Consider the following 22,142-nt stretch of genomic DNA (forward strand, 5'->3'; position numbering starts at 1 on the left):
GGTCAGGATGGCAAAGACTGGGCAAATGACTCTCATGCGGATCAGGGCAAGTCAATCTTTGCCAAGGGCCGTGCCGCGCCGGCTTAGGATTGTTTACAAGCCCGGGTCGGCTAAGCTATCGTTCTGCCAATGTATTTGAAACCACCACGGTGCATTTCAGCCCCGCGTTTCGCGCCACCAGAGAGGCCCCTTATATCATGAACACCCGTCGCCCTGTCGCCTCCCTTTGGATTGGCGAAAAGCTTCACTATCTGAACCAGCTTTGCCTCAAGTCCCATGTCGTTGCGGGTCATAAAACGATCCTGTATTGCGCCGATAAAGTGGACAACGCCCCCGAAGGGGTCGAGGTTCGCCCCGCGTCCGAGATCATGGATATTGACCGCGAGCTGGTCGCCGCGACCAGCGCGTCTTTCCTGTCGAATGTGTTCCGCTACAAGATGATCCAGAAGACCGGCGCGATCTGGATCGACTGCGACGCTTTCTGCCACCAGCCTTTCCCCGAGGATCAGGAATATATCTTTGGCCGCCACGGCATGTCTGGCGCGCTCAACTGTGGTGTGGTGGGGCTGCCGCAGGAATGCGAGTTGATGGATCAACTGCTGGATTACTACGATAACCTGCCGGACTATCCCGCATGGTGGAACAAGAACCAGCGCAAAAAATACGACCGCCAAGACCCCAAACTGACCCACGCGCACCGCATCTATAATGCCGAGCGTACGGCCTTTGGCCCGCAGGCGTTCACCTATTTCGCCAAGCAGACCGGCCAGTATGAAAAAGCCAGCGAACGCGAGGTGCTGTATCCGGTGCCGTTCCAGTTGAACGACATCTTCTATGACCCGCATGGCCGCGTTGAAGGGCATTTCACCGACAAAACCCTATCTGTGCACCTTTATACCAATGGCACGAAACCGTGGTGGGAAAAGAACGAACCTCTGCCCGGTTCCTATGCCGCGCGGATGTGCGAGAAGATCGGGATCGACCCGTCCAAAGCGCTGCGCTAAGCCGCGTTACAGAGGGCCTTTGCCATCAATCTGAAACCGCACACCAGCCGGCACGGCAAGCTGCTGGCCATCTCTATGATGAAGGACGAGGCACCATTCCTGCTGGAGTGGTATGCCCATCACCTTGCCGTGGGGTTCACCAAGATACTCGTTTACACAAACGATTGTTCCGATGGCACCGATGACATGCTGATCCGGCTTGAAGAGCTGGGTCTGGGCTACCACCGGCGCAACGACATCCCCGAAGGTGTGAAGCCGCAGCCATCGGCGATGAAATACGCGCAGGCCGAACCCAAAGTCGCCGAGGCCGACTGGATCTTGATGTTCGATGCCGATGAATTCCTCTGCATCAACTATGGTGACGGCACGCTGGACCCGATGCTGGACGCGGCGGGGGATGCCAACGGCATCGTGATCACCTGGCGCATCTTCGGCTCTGGCAATGTGGTCGACTGGTCCCGCGATCCGGTGACCGAACAATACCTCTATGCGGCCCCGCCCACGTGGAACAAGGGCTGGGGCGTCAAGACGCTGTTCAAGTTTGACCCTGACAAGTGGAAGATCGGCATCCATCGCCCGTCGATCAAGAACAAGCATCTGGAAACCGGCTTTCCCGATACTGTGAAATGGCTCAACGGATCCGGCCAGCCGATGGAGGATTACTTCAAGTTTCGCGGCTGGCGGTCGATCCGGCGCACCGTGGGCTATCAATGGGCACAGATGAACCACTATGCGGTCAAATCGATCGACAGCTATGCGATCCGCAAGTTCCGCGGCAATGTGAACAACAAGAAAGACAAGTATAACGCCGACTATTGGTCATTGCAGGACCGAAACGAGGTCTATGATGACAAGATCCTGCGCTATACCGAACGGCGCAAGCAGATCATGGACGAGCTGCTGACTGATCCGGTTCTGTCGCGTCTCCACTATGCCGCCATCGAAAAGGTCGAGGCGCGGCTTGAAGAATACCGCGCGACCGACGCCTATGCAGAGCTGAAGCAATCGCTGCTTGAGGCATCCGAGGTGCCGATCACGCAGATCGTGGCCAAGCCGCCCAAGGCCCGCGACCCCGAAGAGATCGCCAAGCTGATGTCTCAGGTCGAGAAAAACGTCGCCGACCGCCCCGCCGAGGAACGCCGTAGCGTGCCGGAAGCCGCGTTCGCGGATGTCGCAGAGGGCGGCGACGGGTTCGTTCCGGGCGACATTGACGTATCAGTTCAAACGGCGGTGGACTGGGTGCCCAACCACGATATCGCCCTGCCTGCGGATGTACGTATCTTTGCGCAAAGCACGCTCGAGCTTGTGATGCGCGGCAAATACCAAAGACGCATGGCGCGCATGACCGGGCGTATGGTCGAGGATGGCCAAAAGGTGCTCGACCTTGGTGCGGGGATCGGTTTTCTGTCGATTCATGCCGCGCAAACGGTGTCAGAGGCGACGGTCCTCGCGCAGGAGGATAACAGCTCGCGGTTGGCGATCATGCGCGACGTGCTGGACCATAACGCGCTTGAACTGGGCGACCGTTTGTCCATGATCAACGCGCCGGTGATCTGCGACAACGATGCCGAAACCCTTGCGCGGGTGAACCAGATGATCGCGGACCATCAGCCGGATGTTCTGCGCATCAGCTACGAGGAACTGGGCGGCAGATTGCTTAGCCGGGTGACGCTTGGCACTGTGACGCGTGTTGTGTTGTTCGGGCCTGCCGTGGCCGCGTTCCACGCGCAACGGAGCAAGGTCAAAGACCCGAGCCTTTCGCCCGACCAGGACCAAAGCATGCCCGAGTTTGTTATCATCGAGCCAAAGCAGGCTGCCCATGCGACCTGAGACGGCTTTCCCGAAGGGGGTGGCGACTGCGGTGCTTTTGCCGCCTCGGGGATGGTGACATAAACGATGCTGAAGGGGGCGCGAAACGGCGCCCGACCCGCCAATAGGAACGTATCAAATGCCAGACCACGCCCCCAGTAAACGCGGTGTCCTTCTTCGGGCAAAGAACGGCGACGTGATCGGCTTTGACGAAACGGGCCTGCGCCTGAACCTCTCGGACAGCGTGATCGCGGATATCCATCGTCGCCTGCCTGCCGGAGCGCAGACGCTGCCCGTCGATGCGGCTGTGTTGGGCGATGTCGATGCGTGGAACCTTCGAGAGCAGGGGGAATGGTACGTGTTTGACGCGAACCTGCCCGGTGCCCAAGGCACGCGGCAATTCCGGCGCAAGATCACCGCTGCCCCGGACGCCAGCGCGCCTGACATTATCGCCGACACGTCGGGTGCGGTCTTTGGTGTTCTGGCCATCGGGGGCACGCGGCGGGCGGTGACTGTGGATGAAACACTGTCCTTCCCCTACCATGTCGTGACCACCGGTGATGACCTGGGGCCCGCTGGGGCTGCGGGGACAGAAACGCTGGCACCCACTGACCTGATGCAGCGCCTGACCGAACAGACCCGCGACAGCCTGATCGCCGACGAAATTCTGCGTCGCAGGCACGCGGAGCACCGGGCCCTGCCACTGCTTTATGCGCGCACCGAAACCGACAGCAGCGCCAGCATCAGCGCGTTGATCGACGGGGCCGCCCTTACCAGCTTTCATCAGACTGTCGCCAACCTTTGTGCCGCCGCGCGCGCTTTGGGTAAACCGGCCAAGGTCCTGTCTGTGGGGCTTGATTTCACGCTCGAAGATGTTCTGAGCACCGGACCTGAATGGTGCGCCGCCATGCACGCGCTGATGCGCCGTATCACGGATATCTTCGCCGACCACGGACTGCGCAAGCCGCTATTTACGGCTGTCTTTGATGCAGGGACGCGGGATGTATCGGACTCGGACGTGCTGCGCGCGCAGTGGGATTTGGCATGGAACAAGGGCGGGCACGATCACGTCTACGCGGCACCGGGCTATATGTTCGCGCTGGATGAATTTGGCCGGCCCACAGATATCGCGCGGCTGCAAATGGCCGAGATGGAGGCCTGCGCGATCGAGGCGCGCAACAGCGACCAGCCGTGGAACTGCCCCGTTCTTCTGCTGGCAGAGCGTGAGCCCGACAACCCCAGCGTGATCCGTTGCCGTGGGGAGGGGATGGGCCCCTTTGTGCTGGATGCCGCCGACCCGTTGAGTGCCGGTGGTGCCTGTGGTTTCCGCCTGGAAGGGGATCGCGCCGGTGCCAAGATTACCAGCGTGCAGGTTGATGCCAAAGACCGTAACGATCTGCTGATCACCTGTGACAAGCCTCCGGCGGGGGCGGGGCTGACGCTGTGTTATGCCATCGGGGCCGCACCCAGCGACGACGGGATGCCCGCCAATCGAGGGGCGCTGCGCGACGGGTTCTGCTATGCCAGCCGAACCGGAGAGATGTTACACCGTTGGGCGCTGCCAGCCGCGCTGCCGGTGCACTGATGCAAGATTTCACCCCCCTTTATGTCGATATCGACCTGCCCGAAGGTGCCTTGTTGCGCGATGACGCAGCTCGGGCCAGCGTCGTGGACGCCTGTCACCCCAATGAGGCGCAGGCGATCTGGTACCACGCCCATGCCCCCGCCATGACCTTCACTGCGCAAAAGGCGATTACCCAATGGGCCGCCGAGAACGGACTTGGCTCGCCCGCGCGCCCAGTCGATCCGAATGACGACAATGGCACACTGCTGGAGGGCGGCGGGGTGGCATTCACGCGCGGGGTGAACTGCGGCTTTGTCGTTGATGCGGCACTGATAGAGCAGGACTGCTTTTGCCTTGCCATCCGCGTCACTTCGCCCGACGCAGAGGCGCGTAGCCTCCTGACGGTGAACCCCGACGCCAGCGACAACTACCTGTTTCTCAGCGAAAGCGAGGGCCGGCTGATCTGGCGGGATGATGCAGGTATGGTCGAGGTTTCTATCCCCGCACCGGGTAAGGACTATTGGGTGCTGGCAGGTTTTGACAAGGGGCAGTTGCACCTGACCGCCGCACCGGTCGGGGATGTGTTTCCGATCCCGCAGAAGAGCACCCGACCAAGCGCTGAACTGGCAGCAGAGTTGAACGGTGTGGCTGATCTGTTCATCGGCTGCCGGTCCCACCGCAAGGGAATCCTCAAGACCCTGGGCACATCGGTGGTGCATGACGTGCTGGTCTGGCTTGATCATGGCGCCAGCACGCCCGCCGCCCTTGAACAGGTCGCGCGCGCTTGCCGCTATGCCGAAGCGCCCGGAAACACAGGGGAACGCGCATGAGCTTTACCAGAGCCGACACGGCTGGCGGCAATATCTGTGTCATCTGGATCGATGACATGATCGATATTTTCACGTGGCGAACGGCCTTCGGGCTGCAGATCAGCACGCCCAATATCGACCGCTTCATGTCCGAGGGGACGCGGTTTTCCAATGCCTATGCCACCGTGCCGCTTTGTGCGCCGTGCCGGGCGGAACTGGCGACGGGGTTGTCACCGTTTCGCACGGGGCTGGTCGATCTCAACCGGTTTTGGCGCGATATCTTGCCGCCAACGGCGGGCTGGCAATACGATCTGCGCCGCAACGGGTTCCGTACGTTCACGACGGGCAAGGTCGACAGCAACTACAAACCCATGCCCCATGAATATGCGCGTATCCTCTTTCATGAACAGCCTGAGGCAAAGGATGCGGGGCGGCGATCCAAGGTCAAGAAATACCTCGACAAGGGGCCGGGGATCGCGGGCGTGAACCATCCCGATGACGATGGCAGCCAGGATGACCGCTTCTACGACAATAGGGTGGCGCAGAACGCAATCGACTATCTGGATCGGGCCGACCCTGCGCGGCGGCACCTGATCCAGCTGGGCTTCAAGCACCCGCATTACAACCTGCAATGCCCCGACCGCTTCTATCAGCAGTATGATCCCGACCAGATTGTTTGGCCCAATTCTGCCGCGCCGGAGGATTACTTTGGCCCGCAGGAGGGCATGGCCGTCTACGAGGCCGCCTATATCGCCAACGGTCCCTGGACCCCGGAGAAGGCGGGCGATCATGCGTGGCGACAGGTTGTACGCGCCTATTTCGCGGCCATCAGCCATGTGGATGCGGAAATCGGTCGCTTCATGGACGCCTTGCGCGGCTCGGACCTGGCGAAAAATACCACCGTCCTGTTGCTGTCAGACAATGGGTTCAACCTTGGCACCCACGACAGTTTCCACAAGATGAGCCAGTGGGACAGCGCCGCCCATGTGCCGCTGGGGATCTGGCACGCAGGCATGACGCAGGGCCGCGTGGTCGAGATGCCCGTATCGCTGCACAATGTCCCCAAGACGATCATGGATTTGGCAGGGCTGCCATACCGCCCCGACTGGACGTCGGGCCAAAGCCTGCTGCCGCTGATCGATGACAGTTTCGGATCGTATGACGGCAGCAAATCTCCGGTGACGAGCGTTTTCGGCACGCTATCGGTGCGCGCCGCCGATCCCGATCTGAGCCAATACCGCTACTTCCGCTACCCCAACGGCGAAGAGCATATCTATGATCTGGTCGCCGACCCCGGCGAGACGACAAATATCGTGGAAACGGCCCCGCTCGACGTGTTGCGCCGCACGATGGTGGATAATGCGCTCGACCTCGGGCTTGACCTGCGCGGGTTCGAGAACCCGCAGCGCGGGGTCAATGCGATGATGGCGCTGGACGGCTCTGTGGTGCTGGCGGGGGGCACGGCGGATAATGATTATTGGGCCTATGGGGCCAATGCCGAAAAGATTTCGGAAGATGAGGACGGCGGCAATGACACCTTGTGGTATATGGCGGGGCCAGATGACTATGTGCTGCATATGCCCGCCTATATCGAGAATATCCGCATCGCCACCGTTGTCGCCCGGGAAGAGCAAGACCCCTCGAAGGGCAAGCCCATTGCGGTTGTGGCGCATCCCGATACCCCGATGAACTTCGAAACCTCCGAAAGGGTCGCGGTGGACGTCCAAGGAAGCCGCGGGGCCGATGTGATGATCGGTGCAAAATACGCGGGCGCGACCTTCTATGGCGGTGCCGGCGACGATATGTTGATCGCCAAATCAGGGCGCGGCAAGGATGTGCACCTGTTCTACGGCGGCGCGGGCAATGACACGCTGATCGGCGGCAATGGGCGCGACATCCTCGACGGGGGCGCGGGCAACGACGTGATCCGTGGCGGGGCAGGGCGCAGCAAGATCTACGGCGGGCCGGGCAATGACGATATTTCCGACGGCGAAGGCGGGTCCGAAATCCACACCGGCCCCGGCCGTAATCGTGTGAAATCCGCAGGCGGGGATGATACGATCTATATCGGCAGCGGGCACAACACGATTGAACCCGGCAAAGGGCGTGCGACCTTCCACGTGGCGTATGGCGGCGTGACGACACTTACCGGATGGGAGGACGACTATACGCTCGACCTATCCGACTGGCCGGCCGCCCCGACCATCACAATCGACGAAGGCCGTGGTGCGGAACTGAGGCTCGGCGTCGCCGTCGTGCGGATCAACGCCGCCGTCAGCGTCAGTCAATTACAGTCGCAAATCCAGCAAAGCCGATGAAAGCGCTGTCGCCCGCCGAAAGCCCGGGGCGGCAGCGGATGTCTTAGACGCTGCGCAACCCCAGAATGTCGCGCGCCTGCTGCCAGGTCGCCACGGGGCGTTCGTATTTCTCGCATAGATCCGCCGCGCGTTTGATCAGCGCCGCGTTGGATGGGGCGAGCGTGTTACGGTCCAGACGCACATTGTCTTCCAGGCCGGCCCGCGTGTGACCGCCCGCCGCAATCGCCCATTCGTTTACGACGATCTGGTTCGGCCCGATCCCTGCGGCACACCACGCGGCCTCGGGCGCGCGGGCCTTCAACTGCGCGACGTAGAAGTCAAAAACCTCTTTATCCGCTGGCATGGCGTTTTTCACCCCCATGACGAATTGCACATAAAGCCGCCCGAACAGCTTGCCGTCCTTGTGATGCTGGATCGCCTGTAGGATGTGGCTCAGATCAAAGGCTTCGATCTCGGGCACAACCTCATGGGCGCGCATTTCGGACGCCAGCCAATCCACCAGATCCGGCGGGTTCTCGTAGACGCGGGTGGGGAAATTGTTCGACCCCACCGACAGCGAGGCCATATCGGGCCGCAGTGACAGCATGCCGCCGCGCGCCTTGCCCGCACCTGACCGCCCGCCGGTCGAGAACTGGATGATCATCCCGGGGCAGTGTTTCTCCAGCCCCTCTTTCAACCGCGCGAATTTTTCAGGGTCAGAGGAGGGCGTCTCGTCGTCATTGCGCACATGGGCGTGGCAGATGCTTGCCCCGGCTTCAAAGGCTTCATGCGTGCTTTCAATCTGCTCGGTGATCGTGACGGGCACGGCGGGGTTGGCGGCTTTGGTCGGTACGCTGCCGGTGATGGCAACGCAAAGAATGCATGGATCAGACATCTAGGAACACTGTTTCTTTCTCGCCCTGAAGGTAAATATCAAACCGATAGACGCCATCGGTTTCTCTCTCCGCGATCAGGGTCGCTACGCGGTTTTGATGTTCAATACGGGTCAGCAACGGGTCGGCGCTGTTATCGGCATCGGGGAAATACATACGTGTATTCAAGCCGATATTGATCCCGCGCGCGACGATCCACAAGCTGATATGCGGGGCCATCATACGCCCGTCGGGAAAGGGCACGGCACCGGGGCGGATGGTGTCGAACTGCCATTCGCCGGTGTCATAATCGCCCGCCTTGCGGCCCCATCCGGTAAAGTTCGGATCGGCGGCCCCGCGGGGGTCATTGCCCGGATACAGCCCCGCCGCATCGGCCTGCCAGATCTCGACCAGCGCGTCTTTCAGCGGCGTGCCGGTGCCGTCATAGATCGTGCCCTTCACCGTGATCCGTTCGCCTTTGGTCTTGGCATTGACCATACGCGCGCCCAGATCCTCGGGGTAGACGCCGGTGATGTCGCAAAAATTCGGCACGCAGCCGATATGCACATAGGGGCCTGCGGTCTGCGACGGGCTTTCGTTCAACTGGATCAGCTCTTGCATCAGTTCCCCTCCATCCGGTTTTCAAACATGGTGGACCGGCGGCCCCTGAGCACGATGTCGAATTTATAGGCCCGCGCATCCATTGGCACGGTATTGTCCATATCCAACGGCGCGATCAACTGCTCTACCGCGGCGCGCGACGGGATCGTCTGTACGATCGGGCATTTCCAGATCAGCGGATCGCCCTCAAAATACATCTGCGTGATCAAGCGCTGCGCAAAACCCTGTCCGAAAACGGAAAAATGGATATGCGCAGGGCGCCAGTCATTCACCCCGTTGGGCCAGGGGTAGGCACCCGGTTTGACTGTGCGCAGGCTATAGCCGCCGTTCGCATCGGTCACCGTGCGGCCACACCCACCAAAATTGGGGTCGAGCGGGGCAAGATAGCCCTCTTTCTTGTGGCGATAGCGCCCCCCTGCATTGGCTTGCCAGAATTCAAGCAACACACCAGGCACACCGCGCCCGTTCTGTTCGAGCACACGACCATGCACGATGATCCGCTGGCCAATCGCCATCTCGCCCTCGGCGGCGTAGTTGAGGATCAGGTCATTATCCAGCGCCCCCAGCATATTGTGGCCAAAGACCGGGCCGGTCTGCTCGCTCAGCGTGGTATTCATCGAGATCAGCGCCTTTTGCGGCGACCGCACCACCGATGTCTTATAGGCCGGTGCCAGCGCGGGCGGGTGCCAGTTACGGTCACGGTGAAAGAACGCTCCGTTCTGATCGGTCATTCGGCGGCTTCCATTTCCTGATAGGTCTGTTTGGCGAGTTTAAGTGCATGGTTCGCCTTTGGCACCCCCGCATAGATGGCAACATGCTGGAACGCCTCGATCACATCGGATTTGCTGGCACCGGTATTGGCGGTGGCGCGGATGTGCATGGGGATTTCCTCGAAATTGCCGGTCGCCGCCAGCAGTGCCAGCGTCAGCATGGATCGTTCGCGGCGGCTGATCTTGTCGCTGGCCCAGACAGTGCCCCAGGCGCTTTCGGTGATCAGACTTTGGAACGGCGCGTCCAGCTCGGTCTTGGCGGCTTCGGCGCGGTCCACATGGGCATCGCCCAAAACGGCGCGGCGGGTGGTCATACCGATCTCGGTTCGGTCGGCCATGTTCTTCTCCTCGGTCACGGTGGGTGTTCATTGTCGCGCTACCGATTGGACAGGAAAAACACGCGGCGCGCAAACGCATATCCGCCCTTCCAAATGGCTAAAAATCCCGGGGGAGGGGCCGCAAAGCGGCACCGGGGGCAGCGCCCCCTTAGGCCTGTCCGCCCCGCCCCTGACCTTGACATCGCAGCGCTTTTTCGTCCTTTTGGCCGAAACAGCAAAAGGACGCTTCCTATGATGAAAACACGCGCCGCCGTCGCCGTTGCCGCAGGGCAACCGCTTGAAGTGATGGACGTAAATCTCGAAGGCCCCAAGCGGGGTGAAGTCCTGATCGAAATCAAGGCCACCGGCCTGTGCCACACCGATGAATTCACCCGTTCGGGCGACGACCCCGAAGGGATTTTCCCGGCCATTCTGGGCCACGAGGGCGCAGGCGTCGTGCTTGAAGTCGGCGAGGGCGTCACCACGCTCGAGGTCGGCGATCACGTGATCCCGCTTTACACGCCCGAATGCCGCGAGTGTGAATATTGCCTATCGGGTAAAACCAACCTCTGTCAGGCGATCCGCGTGACCCAAGGCCAGGGGCTGCTGCCCGATGGCACCACGCGGTTCTCGATGATGGATGGCACGCCGATCCACCACTACATGGGCTGTTCGACCTTCGCCAATCACACGGTCATCCCTGAAATTGCCCTTGCCAAGGTCCGCAAGGACGCGCCCTTTGACAAGATCTGCTATATCGGCTGCGGTGTGACCACGGGCATCGGCGCGGTGATCAACACCGCCAAGGTAGAGATCGGCGCGCGCTGCGTGGTCTTTGGCCTGGGCGGCATCGGGCTGAACGTCATTCAGGGCCTGCGCATGGCGGGGGCCGACCAGATCGTCGGCGTCGACCTGAACGACGACAAGGAAGAGACAGGCCGCTACTTCGGCATGACCGACTTTGTGAACCCCACCAAGGTCGAGGGCGATATGGTCGCGCATCTGGTCGAGCTGACCAAAGGCGGCGCGGATTACACCTTTGATGCCACAGGCAATACCAAGGTCATGCGGCAGGCGCTTGAAGCCGCGCATAAGGGCTGGGGGGAGTCGATCATTATCGGCGTCGCACCGGCGGGGGCCGAAATCTCGACCCGTCCGTTCCAGCTGGTCACGGGCCGCGTCTGGAAAGGCACGGCATTCGGCGGGGCCAAGGGCCGCACCGATGTGCCCAAGATCGTGGATTGGTACATGAACGGCAAGATCGAAATCGACCCGATGATCACCCACAAGCTGACGCTGGACCAGATCAACGAAGGGTTCGAATTGATGCACAAAGGTGAATCCATTCGCGCCGTCGTTGAATTCTAGGCGCGCATTCGTAAAACTTGCGACAAACGCCGTCCTCACGGGGGCGGCGTTTTATGTTTTCTGAAACCCCTCGTGACACGATGTTTTGACGTGAGGGCACGAAGGGATGCGGGATAGAGTGGGTTTACCACCCCGATCCCGCTGGTATTTATAGAGTGAACGTCGGGAGACAAGGCATGAAACTTACAGTGAATGGCGTGACCCATGATGTGGACGTCGAGGAAGACATGCCCATGCTCTGGGTCTTGCGCGACGTTCTGGGGATCACCGGCCCGAAATACGGCTGCGGGATCGCGCAATGCGGGGCCTGCACCGTGCATATGGACGGGATCGCGGTCCGGTCGTGCCAGTTGGCCGCGGGCGATGTCGAGGGCGAGATTACCACCATCGAAGGATTGGGCTCTCCGGCGGTGCGCCATGCGGTGCAGGAGGCCTGGATCGACCTGCAGGTCGCGCAATGCGGCTACTGCCAATCGGGGCAGATCATGCAGGCCGCCTCTTTTCTCGAGCTGAACCCGACCCCTACGGATGACCAGATTGACGCCGCGATGAGCGGGAACCTCTGTCGTTGCGGCACCTATCCCCGTATCCGCGAGGCGGTGAAATCCGCCGCGATCAAGCTGAAGGCGGTGTGATATGGGACGTGTGAAAACAATTGCCCGCCGCAGCTTCCTGATCGGCTCTGCCGCTGTCGCAGGCGGCGTCGTCTTTGGCACCTATCTTTACAAACGCGAGGGCGAGAACCCGCTGCTCGACGGGTTGAAACCCGGCGAAACCGCGATCACCCCCTACGTCAAGATCGACGCCCAAGGGATCACGCTGATCACGCCGCGCGCGGATGTGGGGCAGGGCGCGTGGTCGATGCAGGCGCATATGATCGCCGAAGAGCTCGACATTGACCCACGCAGCGCCAAGCTGTCGCCCGGTCCGGCGGATGCGATTTACTACAACGGCGTTGTCGGGGCAGAGGCGCTGCCGATCGCCGCGACCTCTGACACGATGCTGGCACGCGGCGGGCGCGGTGCGGTCGATGTCATGGGCAAGCTGATGGGGCTGCATATCACCGGCGGCTCGTCCACCGTGCCTGATATGTATGACCGCCTGCGCATGGCCGGTGCCGTCGCACGCGAGACGCTGATCAAGGCCGCGATGAAGCAGACCGGCCTGCCGCGCGACCAACTGGGGACAGAGAACGGCTGCATCGTTCTGCCCGATGGGTTGAAGATCGAATACATCGACCTTGCCAGCATCGCCGCCGAGATCGAGCCGGTACAGGATGTCACCCTGCGTGATCCGTCGGAATGGCGCTATCTGACCAAGCCGCAGAAGCGGACCGACATCGTGGCGAAATCCACCGGTCGGCAGATCTACGGCATCGACATGCAGATGGACGGTATGGTGATCGCCACGACCCGCACCAATCCTGCGATTGGCGGCGGGCTGAACGGTTTTGACGCCGAGGCCGCACGCCAGATGCGCGGGGTCAGCGCGGTCTTGCCTATCACCGGCGGCATCGCTGTGGTGGCGGATAACACATGGCGCGCGTTTCAGGCGGCGCAGGCGGTTGAATGTGACTGGGGCCCGTCGCCCTATATCGGTGACAGCGCCGATCAGTTTGCCGCTGTGGCGGCCTCTTTCACCGAGGATCACCGCGACAGCCGGTTCAAGGACGAAGGCGATGTAGAAGAGGCGTTGCAAGATGCCTCGGTGGTCGAGGCGGAATACCGCATCCCCTATCTGGCCCATGCCCCGATGGAACCGATGAGCGTCGTGGTCAAGCTGACCGAGAGGCGGCTGGATATCTGGACCGGCACGCAAATCCCCCGTTTCGTCAAGGCGAATATGGCGCGGCTGACAGGGTTGGACGGGGATGACATCCACGTGCATGTGCTGATGTCCGGTGGCAGCTTTGGCCGGCGCCTTGAGGATGATTATATCGCCCAAGCGGTCGAGATCGCGATGCAGATGCCTGACACGCCGATCAAGATGATCTGGCAGCGCGAGGAAGACTTCACCCATGATTTCCCCCGCCCGCTGGCCATTGCGCGCGGGCGCGGTGCTGTGGCGGATGCCGGTATCGCGACGTTTGATCTGTCGATCGCGGCCCCCTCGGTCGCTGAATCGTCGCTCGCAAGGTTGAACCAGCCCGCCTTCGGCCCTGATGTGGCGATTGTCGCGGGGGCCTGGGACCAGCCGTTCCAGATCCCCAACTACCGCGTCACCGGCTACCGCACGCCAGCGATGGTGCCCATCAGCTCTTGGCGGTCGGTCGGGGCATCGGGCAACGGGTTCATGCACGAAAGCTTCATGGACGAGATGTGCCACGCCGCGGGTGCAGACCCGTTGCAAGAGCGGCTGCGCCTGTGTTGGCACGACGCATCGCGCAAGGTGCTGGAGGCCGTGGGCGAGATGTCTGAGTGGGGCAGCGATCTGGGGCCGAACCGGGGGCGGGGGCTGGCCTTTACGCTGGCCTTTGGCGTGCCCGTGGCCGAGGTGGTCGAGGTCACCAACACCCCCGACGGCATCCGTATCGACAAGGTGTTCGTCGCCGCCGATGTGGGCCGCGTGCTGGACCCCGTGAACTTTGAGGCGCAGCTGCAAGGCGGTGTGATCTTTGGCTTGGGCCACGCGATGAACTGCGAGCTGACCTACCGCGACGGCGTGGCAGAGCAGGATAACTACCACGCCTACGAAGGGATGCGCCTGCACCAGACGCCTTTGATCATGGTGCGCGGGCTTGAGAATGGCGACAAGATCAGGGGCATCGGTGAACCCGCCGTCCCCCCCGCAGCACCTGCTTTGGTCAATGCGATCTTTGCCGCGACGGGGCAGCGTATCCGCGAACTGCCGCTGTCCAAGTCGATTGATTTTGTATGATCTCCCTTCGCGGGGCGATCATCGGCGGGATCATCGCGCTGGCCTACGCGGGCGGTGCTTTTGCGCAAGAAGCACCCGATCGCGCGGCGGCGCTGGCGGCGTGGGATGATATCCACACGGTCGTTTCGCATCCGCGCTGTACCAATTGCCACGTGGGCCCCGCTGGCGTGCCGCTCTGGGAGGGGTTGGGCCACGAGGAGGCTGGCGACCAAGCGCCCGTGCACGGCATGAACATCCTTGCCGATGAAAGCCGCATCGGGGCCGAGACGATGCCCTGCCGTACCTGTCACATCAGCGCCGCGTCGGAAAACAACGTCCCGCACGCGCCGCCGATGATTGCGGACGCATGGCGGCTTCCCCCGATTGAGATGGCGTGGAAAGGCAAGACCAGCGCCGAGATATGCGCACAACTGCGTGACCCCGACAGCAACGGTGCCTTTACGCCCGAAGACCTGTCCGATCACCTGCGAACGTCGGCCTTTGTGGCATGGGGCTTTGACCCCGGCGCAGGGCGCGCGGCGGCCCCCGGTAGCATCCCCGAGATGCAGGAGGCACTGGCGATCTGGGTGGCAGGCGGCACGCCCTGTGTGGGCGATCCGCACCCGTAGTCAGCCCTTGAACAGATCCGCATAGGTTTCGCGCAGCAGGTTCTTTTGCACCTTGCCCATCGTATTGCGGGGCAGGGCATCAACCACCACCAGCTTGCGCGGACATTTGAACCGTGCCAGCGATTGCGCGACGGTCTGCGACAGCGTCTCCAGGTCCAGATCACGGCTGCCATCGGCGACCAGCACACCAACCGGTGCCTCGCCCAGATCCCCATGAGCCACGCCGATCACGGCGCTTTCCAGCACGCCGGGTTGATCGTCCAGCACCTGTTCGACCTCTTTGGGATAGATGTTATAGCCGCCGGAAATGATCAGATCCTTGCCGCGCCCGACGATCTGCACATAGCCGTCTTCGTCAATCAGCCCGAGATCACCGGTGATAAAGAACCCGTCCGCGCGCAGTTCAGCGGCGGTTTTTTCGGGCATCTGCCAATAGCCTTGGAAAACATTCGGCCCGCGGACCTCGACGACGCCGATCTCTCCCTGTGGTAGGGTTTCGCCGGTATCGGGGTCGCAAATCTTGAGCTCGACCCCCGGCAGGGGCGTGCCGACGGTACCGCCGCGCCGCGGCCCGTCATAGGGGTTCGAGGTGTTCATATTGGTTTCCGTCATCCCGTAGCGTTCCAGAATACGGTGGCCTGTGCGTTCCTCGAACTGCTTGTGCGTTTCGGCCAGCAAGGGGGCAGAGCCCGAGATGAACAGACGCATATGCGCCGTCAACCCGGCGGTGAAGTCATCAGAGCCTAGCAAACGGGTGTAGAAGGTCGGCACGCCCATCAACGCGGTGGCCTGCGGCATGAAACGGATCAGCTGATCGATATCGAGCTTGGGCAGGAACACCATCGCGCCACCGCTAAGCAGCATGATATTGGTCGCCACGAACAGCCCGTGTGTGTGGAAAATCGGCAGCGCATGCAGCAGCACATCGGCCTTGGTGAATTGCCAGACATCAACCAGCGTTTCGGCGTTGCTCAGCAGGTTTCGCTGGCTCAGCATCGCGCCTTTTGATCGGCCCGTGGTGCCCGAGGTATAGAGGAAGGCGGCCAGATCCTCGGCCGCTCGGTCGACGGTATCGAATGTGTCGGGCAGGGTGGCTGCCAGATCGCGCAGCGTGCCGCGGCCGGTGTTGTCCATCGTCTCTACCGCAGCACCGGCGGCGGCAGCGACCGGCGTGAGTTCGGTAACATCGGCAGGATCGCAAACCAGCAGCCGCGCGCCCGAGTTGCCGACGAAATAATCCACCTCGGACGCGGTATAGCCGGGGTTGAGCGGCAAGAACACCAGCCCTGCCTGCACGCAAGCGGCATAAAGCGCCAGCGCATCCGGCGATTTGCCGACCTGCACCGCGACACGGTCGCCCGCTGTCAGCCCCTTGTCCGAAAACGCATTGGCATAGCGCGCGGCAGAGCGGATGAATTGGTCATGGGTGATCGTACGCCCGTCCGGCAGGATCAGGAACGGCGTGTTTTGCCCGATGTGGCGACCGAATAAAGCGTCGTAAAGCGGGTTGGGCATCGTCGTCTCCTTCTGACCTTTGGTAGCGCGGAATTTGCGCCATCGGCAGGGCCAGGTAAAGGGCGGCAAATGGCGCATTTTGATCTTTGCTGCATTTCGCGCGTGCAGACGGCCTTGACGACCCGCAGCGTATGACTTACCCCTCCTCCCGTAGCGCGGGCGTTGTGTAATGGTAAGACCTCTGCCTTCCACGCAGAAGACGCGGGTTCGATTCCCGCCGCCCGCTCCACTCCTTTCCCGACATCCTTTTGATTTTGGCTATTTGCGCTGGATCAATGCGCTTTTGTCGCAAGCGCCTTAGGGGTGCAGCCCTTGACCCCGCGCGATGTGCGGGCGATGACACGGCAGCACTCCAAAGGATATCTCATGGCACGTACCCCGACGCCCGGCCCCGGCACCGAAGAACGCGAAAAATCGCGTGAGTTGGGGGCCCTGCGCGCGCTGCTGCCGTTTCTTGCACCCTATCGCGGGCTGATGATCGCGGCCATTCTGGCGCTGGTCCTCACGGCGATGATCTCTTTGACGCTGCCGCTGGCCGTGCGCCGCGTGATCGATAACTTCGGCACCGGCGAGGCCGAACTGCTGGACCAGTATTTCGTTGCCGCCCTGATCATCGCGGCCCTTCTGGCCGTGGGCACGGGGCTGCGCTATGCGCTGGTGACGCGCTTTGGCGAACGGGTCGTTGCCGATATCCGCAAGGCGGTGTTCGATCGCGTGATCTCGATGAGCCCGGCGTTCTACGAGAACTTGATGACCGGCGAGGTGCTGAGCCGGATCACCACGGACACTACGCTGATCCTGTCGGTGATCGGGTCGTCCGTGTCCATCGCGCTGCGCAATATGCTGATCGTGACCGGTGGGCTGGTGCTGATGCTGTTCACCTCGGCCAAGCTGACGGCGATGGTGTTGTTGATCGTACCAGCGGTAATTGTGCCGATCCTTGTTCTGGGGCGGCGCTTGCGGGTGCTGAGCCGTGAAAATCAGGACTGGATCGCGGCAAGCTCGGGCAATGCGTCCGAGAGTTTGGGCGCGGTGCAGACCGTGCAGGCCTTTACCAACGAAGCCGCCAGCCAGTCGCAATTCGCACAGATGACCGAGGCGTCCTATGATGCGGCGCAGCGTCGGATCAAGACCCGCGCGCTGATGACGATTATTGTGATCTTTCTGGTATTTGCCGGCGTCGTGGGCGTTTTGTGGATGGGCGCGCGGGATGTGCGTGCCGACCAGATGACCCCCGGTGCCTTGGTGCAATTCGTGATCTATGCCGTGATGGTGGCAGGCGGGGTCGCGGCGCTGTCCGAGATCTGGGGTGAACTTCAACGCGCCGCCGGTGCCACCGAACGTCTGGTAGAGCTGTTGCGGACCGAAGACACTGTGCAAGACCCCGCTGCGGCCATTGATCTACCCAGCCCTGTCGCCGGTCGGATTGCCTTTGAGGACGTGCATTTCAGATACCCCGCACGACCCGATGTGCAGGCACTGGACGGGGTCAACCTGTCGATCAACCCCGGTGAAACGGTCGCGTTCGTCGGGCCCTCGGGTGCAGGCAAAACCACGATCATCCAGTTGATTCTGCGGTTCTATGATCCTGCTTCGGGACGGATCACCCTTGACGGGGTCGATCTGCGCGATGTCTCGCGTGCGGCCTTCCGCCGGTCGGTCGCCTTGGTGCCGCAAGACCCGGTGATCTTCGCCGCCTCTGCCCGCGAGAACATCCGCTTTGGCCGCCCCGACGCCACAGACGCCGAGATTGACGCCGCCGCCGAGGCCGCCGCCGCCCACGGGTTCATCAGCGCATTGCCCGACGGCTACGACAGCTATCTGGGCGAACGCGGGGTGATGCTGTCGGGCGGGCAAAAGCAGCGTATCGCCATCGCCCGCGCCATCCTGCGCGACGCGCCGGTGCTGCTGCTGGACGAAGCCACAAGCGCCTTGGATGCCGAAAGCGAACGCGCCGTGCAGGCCGCCGTGGATCGGTTGAGCGCGGATCGCACCACCCTGATCGTCGCGCACCGTCTGGCGACGGTGAAAAAGGCCGACCGCATTGTCGTGCTGGAAGCAGGGCGGATCGTCGATATGGGCACCCATGACGAGCTGGTCACCAAGGGCGGGCTCTATGCGCGCCTGGCGCGGCTGCAATTCACTGATGGGCGCGCGGACGTATAAAAAACCTTGTGAATTTCACGGTTAAATGGAAACAATCACACCCGAATGGATCCAGAAGGAGAACAACATGGGTTTGTGGAGTTTCGTAAAAGACGCCGGCAAGAAAGTGTTTGGCGGCGGTGATGATACCGAAGTCACCGGAGCCGCGCTTCAGGATGAATTGAAAGACCTAGGGCTTGATGCCGAAGGGCTCGATATTTCTGTCGAAGGCGACAAGGTCAAGGTTTCGGGCAAGGCGGCGAGCCAAGAGATTAAAGAAAAGGTCATTCTGGCTGTTGGGAACGTCGAAGGCGTTGCCGCGGTTGAAGAAGACATGGACGGCGGCGAGGGGGACGGCACCTTCCACACCGTTGAAAAAGGCGACACGCTTTGGGCTATTGCGGCCAAGACCCTTGGCAATGGCGCGCGCTATGAAGAAATCTTTGAAGCGAATAAACCCATGCTGACCCACCCCGATAAAATCTATCCCGGTCAGATGCTGCGTATTCCTGCCAAGTAATCGCACCACACATAAGGGGTGTGCCACGCGCTTTTACCCCATAAAAGAGAGCGGCAGGCGGCGTCTGCCGCTCTTTTTCGAGCCTTCCGTTGGGTCAGTGGGCTTGAACGCAGCGTTTGAGCGCCTGCAAATGCTTGCGAAAGCTGAAATTAGCAATCATCTTTGACAACAGGGAATAACGGGATGCGGGCAAACCGCACCACTAAGGGAGGAACATAATGTCATTTGCCGGTGTAGAAGACCGTAATGCAATCGAAGCAGAAATGCCGTGGGCTGACCGCGACGTGCCCAAAACACTTTGGAGCATGTTGAGCGAAACCGCCGGAAAGTTTCCAAGCCACGACGCGATCAGCTACCAGATTTTCTCTGGGCCGAAAGATCACGCGGAAACCCTAAGCTGGTCGCAGCTGCGGGGGCAGGTGGGCCGTGCGGCCAATCTGTTCCGGTCGCTGGGTGTGGGGCCGACCGATGTGGTCGCCTATGTCCTGCCAAACTGTAACGAGACGGTCATCACGCTTCTGGGCGGTGCCGTCGCAGGGATCGCGAACCCCATCAACCCGCTGCTCGAGGCAGAGCAGATCGGATCGATCCTGCGTGAAACCAATGCCAAGGTCGTTGTGACCCTGCGGCCTTTCCCCAAGACGGATGTGGCCGAGAAAACCGCCGAGGCGGTCAAGCTGGCACCGAATGTCACGACCGTGCTCGAAGTGGACCTGTGCCGCTATCTGACCGCGCCAAAGTCTTGGATCGTGCCGCTGATCCGTCCGAAGTTGAAGGTCACCAATCAGGCGACCTACAAGAACTTCAATTCCGAAATCGCCAAGCAATCGGCCGAGCTGACATTCGACGATCCGCAAGAGGATCGCGTCGCCTTCTACTTCCACACCGGCGGTACAACGGGCATGCCGAAAGTGGCGCAGCACAAGTATTCCGGCATGGTCTATAACGGCTGGCTTGGGCATACGCTGCTGTATACGGAAAACGACAACATCATGTGTCCGCTGCCGTTGTTCCACGTTTTTGCCTGCCACGTGATCCTTATGGCCGCGGTGAAATCCGGTGCGCATGTGGTCTTCCCGACGCCTCAGGGCTATCGCGGGGACGGGGTGTTCGACAACTTCTGGAAACTGGTCGAGCGCTGGAAAATCACTTTCATCATCACCGTGCCTACGGCGATTTCCGCCAAGATGCAGCGCCCGATCAACGCTGATATCTCGACCGTGAAAACCGCCTTCTCCGGCTCGGCACCCTTGCCGCTGGAACTGTTCCGCCGCTTTGAAAAGGCCACCGGCATCACGCTGATCGAAGGCTACGGCCTGACAGAGGCGACCTGCCTTGTGTCGTCGAACCCGACGGACGGCGTGCGCAAGGTAGGCAGTATTGGCATCACCTTCCCCTATACGGATGTGAAGATTGTCAAAAGCACCAGCGACGGGCTGGTCGAGGCAGAGGTCGACGAGATCGGAGAGATCTGTATCTCGAACCCCGGCGTCTATGCGGGCAACACCTATACCGAAGCCGATAAGAACAAGGATCTCTACTATCAGGGCACGCACCTGCGCACAGGGGATCTGGGCCGTATCGACAGCGACAAATACCTCTGGATCACAGGCCGCGCCAAAGACCTGATCATCCGTGGCGGTCACAACATCGACCCCGCCGAGATCGAAGAGGCGCTTCTGGGTCACGAGGCGGTCGCCTTTGCCGGTGCCATCGGCCAGCCGGATGCCCACGCGGGCGAGGTACCTTGCGCCTTTGTCGAACTGGTCGCAGGTGCGTCGATCACCGAAGCCGAACTGCTGGAGTTCTGCAAAGAGCACGTGCAGGAACGCGCGGCGCAGCCCAAGCATATGACCATCATGAGCGAGCTGCCAAAAACCGCCGTCGGTAAGATCTTCAAGCCCGACCTGCGCAAAAACGCGATCACGCGCGTCTATGACGAGACGTTGGAAGCCGCCGGTCTGCCCGCGCGTGTTGCCTCTGTCACCGATGACAAGAAACGCGGTCTGGTTGCGCAAATCGCCATGAACGGCGCAAGCGAGGCCGATGTCGGCGCATCGCTGGACGTCTTTACCTTCGGTTGGGAGGCCGCGTGATCCAACCCGACTACCGCGTTCTACTGGATGAGGAAATCTGGGCCTATATGGACCGCTCGGACAGTTTCTATCCACCGGACGCGGTGTCATTAACCATCGACCAGCAGCGCGCTGTCTATAACCGGATGTGCGCTGCTTTTCACCAACCCCACCCTGATGGGGTCCGCACATGGGACGTAGCCTTCGGCGGCGTCCCATGTCGCGTCTACGAGGCCGAGACATCCGCGATCACGGTCGTCTACTATCACGGCGGCGGGTTTGTTGTTGGCGGGCTCGACAGTCACGATGATGTCTGCGCCGAAATTTGCGCCGCGACCGGCTACCGTGTGATCTCTGTCGACTACGTGCTCGCGCCCGAGGCCGTCTTTCCCGCTTGCTTCAACGACGCATGGGCCGCGTTTCAGGCGATTGCAGCCGCATATGACGGCAGGGTTGTATTGGCGGGGGACAGTGCGGGCGGCAATCTTGCTGCCGCCGTCGCCCATACCGCGCGAGGATCTCATGACGGGCGCATAGCGGGTCAGGTTCTGATCTATCCCGGACTGGGCGGAGATCGCAGCAGGGGCAGCTATATCACCCACGCCAACGCGCCGCAGCTGACGGTTGCGGATATGGAGTTTTACCAGCAGGTGCGATCCGGTGGGGCACCGCCTGTGGACGATCCACGCTACGCCCCGCTGCACGATACCGATTTTACCGACCTGCCGCCTACGGTGATCCTCACGGTCGCCTGTGACCCGCTGTCGAGCGACGGGGAAGCCTATGCCGCCGCGATCAACGGGGCAGGCGGGCAGGCCCATTGGCACGAGGCCGCGGGCCTTGTCCACGGCTGTCTGCGCGCGCGGGTGATGTCACGCAAGGCGGCGGCGTTCTTTGATCAAGTGACAGCGGCGATCGGCGCTGTCGGGGCAGGGCAGTGGCCTGCGATCAGCACGGCCTAAGAAACGGTA

The 22,142-nt window shown here is 61.5% G+C and carries 18 protein-coding genes and 1 tRNA gene; 14 read left to right on the top strand and 5 right to left on the bottom strand.

Features of this window, described 5'->3' with window-relative positions; genetic code table 11:
* The first annotated feature begins 197 nt into the window (after window positions 1–197).
* From ABM428_RS06115 to ABM428_RS06135, 5 genes are all read left to right on the top strand, one after another.
* Window positions 198–1,004 carry a hypothetical protein gene (locus ABM428_RS06115; protein ID WP_037963241.1) on the top strand — a complete coding sequence of 269 codons (807 nt, stop codon included), beginning with the start codon at window positions 198–200 and terminating at the stop codon, window positions 1,002–1,004.
* A gap of 75 nt (window positions 1,005–1,079) precedes the next feature.
* Window positions 1,080–2,834 (top strand): glycosyltransferase family 2 protein, encoded by a 1,755-nt coding sequence (locus tag ABM428_RS06120; RefSeq protein WP_353628287.1) that lies wholly within the window; start codon window positions 1,080–1,082, stop codon window positions 2,832–2,834.
* 118 nt (window positions 2,835–2,952) lie between these two features.
* Entirely contained in the window at window positions 2,953–4,398 is a 1,446-nt protein-coding gene (locus ABM428_RS06125; protein WP_132996937.1) for a hypothetical protein, read from the top strand.
* Entirely contained in the window at window positions 4,398–5,207 is an 810-nt protein-coding gene (locus ABM428_RS06130) for a hypothetical protein (RefSeq protein ID WP_353628288.1), read from the top strand. Before ABM428_RS06125 ends, ABM428_RS06130 begins: the two co-directional genes overlap by 1 nt.
* Complete coding sequence (locus ABM428_RS06135) at window positions 5,204–7,504, top strand: sulfatase-like hydrolase/transferase (protein ID WP_132996935.1); 2,301 nt, start codon at window positions 5,204–5,206, stop codon at window positions 7,502–7,504. Before ABM428_RS06130 ends, ABM428_RS06135 begins: the two co-directional genes overlap by 4 nt.
* A gap of 43 nt (window positions 7,505–7,547) precedes the next feature.
* Here the strand turns inward: ABM428_RS06135 and ABM428_RS06140 are convergent, their stop codons facing one another.
* The 4 genes from ABM428_RS06140 to pcaC are packed head-to-tail and all read right to left on the bottom strand — an operon-like array spanning window position 7,548 to window position 10,084.
* Entirely contained in the window at window positions 7,548–8,378 is an 831-nt protein-coding gene (locus ABM428_RS06140) for a 3-keto-5-aminohexanoate cleavage protein (RefSeq protein WP_005852216.1), read from the bottom strand.
* The gene (pcaG, locus tag ABM428_RS06145) at window positions 8,371–8,976 is read right to left on the bottom strand and encodes a protocatechuate 3,4-dioxygenase subunit alpha (protein WP_132996934.1); all 606 of its coding nucleotides are present in this window, start codon (window positions 8,974–8,976) and stop codon (window positions 8,371–8,373) included. Before pcaG ends, ABM428_RS06140 begins: the two co-directional genes overlap by 8 nt.
* Window positions 8,976–9,707 (bottom strand): protocatechuate 3,4-dioxygenase subunit beta, encoded by a 732-nt coding sequence (gene pcaH / locus ABM428_RS06150; protein WP_132996933.1) that lies wholly within the window; start codon window positions 9,705–9,707, stop codon window positions 8,976–8,978. Before pcaH ends, pcaG begins: the two co-directional genes overlap by 1 nt.
* Window positions 9,704–10,084, bottom strand: a complete 381-nt coding sequence (gene pcaC, locus ABM428_RS06155; RefSeq protein WP_037943728.1) for a 4-carboxymuconolactone decarboxylase — start codon at window positions 10,082–10,084, stop codon at window positions 9,704–9,706. The genes pcaH and pcaC overlap by 4 nt, the downstream gene beginning before the upstream one ends.
* Window positions 10,085–10,318: 234 nt before the next feature.
* Between pcaC and ABM428_RS06160 the strand changes: the two genes are divergently transcribed.
* The 4 genes from ABM428_RS06160 to ABM428_RS06175 all read left to right on the top strand — a co-directional run bounded on the left by ABM428_RS06160 (window position 10,319) and on the right by ABM428_RS06175 (window position 14,916).
* Window positions 10,319–11,431: an S-(hydroxymethyl)glutathione dehydrogenase/class III alcohol dehydrogenase gene (locus ABM428_RS06160; RefSeq protein WP_005852224.1), complete on the top strand. Its 1,113-nt coding sequence runs from the start codon at window positions 10,319–10,321 to the stop codon at window positions 11,429–11,431.
* 176 nt (window positions 11,432–11,607) lie between these two features.
* Window positions 11,608–12,066, top strand: coding sequence for a (2Fe-2S)-binding protein (locus tag ABM428_RS06165; RefSeq protein WP_005852225.1), 459 nt, complete (start codon window positions 11,608–11,610; stop codon window positions 12,064–12,066).
* A 1-nt stretch (window position 12,067) separates the two neighbouring features.
* On the top strand, window positions 12,068–14,308 hold the full coding sequence (locus ABM428_RS06170; protein ID WP_353628289.1) for a molybdopterin cofactor-binding domain-containing protein: 2,241 nt from the start codon (window positions 12,068–12,070) through the stop codon (window positions 14,306–14,308).
* On the top strand, window positions 14,305–14,916 hold the full coding sequence (locus ABM428_RS06175; RefSeq protein ID WP_353628290.1) for a hypothetical protein: 612 nt from the start codon (window positions 14,305–14,307) through the stop codon (window positions 14,914–14,916). Before ABM428_RS06170 ends, ABM428_RS06175 begins: the two co-directional genes overlap by 4 nt.
* Here the strand turns inward: ABM428_RS06175 and ABM428_RS06180 are convergent, their stop codons facing one another.
* On the bottom strand, window positions 14,917–16,431 hold the full coding sequence (locus ABM428_RS06180; RefSeq protein WP_353628291.1) for a malonyl-CoA synthase: 1,515 nt from the start codon (window positions 16,429–16,431) through the stop codon (window positions 14,917–14,919). It abuts the gene before it with no gap.
* 155 nt (window positions 16,432–16,586) lie between these two features.
* Between ABM428_RS06180 and ABM428_RS06185 the strand changes: the two genes are divergently transcribed.
* From ABM428_RS06185 to ABM428_RS06205, 5 genes are all read left to right on the top strand, one after another.
* A tRNA-Gly gene (locus ABM428_RS06185) sits at window positions 16,587–16,660 on the top strand.
* Window positions 16,661–16,797: 137 nt separating this feature from the next.
* Window positions 16,798–18,597 carry an ABC transporter transmembrane domain-containing protein gene (locus tag ABM428_RS06190; RefSeq protein ID WP_132996929.1) on the top strand — a complete coding sequence of 600 codons (1,800 nt, stop codon included), beginning with the start codon at window positions 16,798–16,800 and terminating at the stop codon, window positions 18,595–18,597.
* A gap of 67 nt (window positions 18,598–18,664) precedes the next feature.
* Entirely contained in the window at window positions 18,665–19,096 is a 432-nt protein-coding gene (gene lysM / locus ABM428_RS06195; protein WP_206338390.1) for a peptidoglycan-binding protein LysM, read from the top strand.
* 218 nt (window positions 19,097–19,314) lie between these two features.
* Complete coding sequence (locus tag ABM428_RS06200) at window positions 19,315–21,192, top strand: acyl-CoA synthetase (RefSeq protein WP_005852236.1); 1,878 nt, start codon at window positions 19,315–19,317, stop codon at window positions 21,190–21,192.
* Window positions 21,189–22,133: an alpha/beta hydrolase gene (locus tag ABM428_RS06205; protein WP_132996927.1), complete on the top strand. Its 945-nt coding sequence runs from the start codon at window positions 21,189–21,191 to the stop codon at window positions 22,131–22,133. Before ABM428_RS06200 ends, ABM428_RS06205 begins: the two co-directional genes overlap by 4 nt.
* Window positions 22,134–22,142 lie beyond the last annotated feature (9 nt).

The sequence above is a fragment of the Sulfitobacter sp. TCYB15 genome, assembly GCF_040435955.1.
GTDB lineage: Bacteria > Pseudomonadota > Alphaproteobacteria > Rhodobacterales > Rhodobacteraceae > Sulfitobacter > Sulfitobacter pontiacus.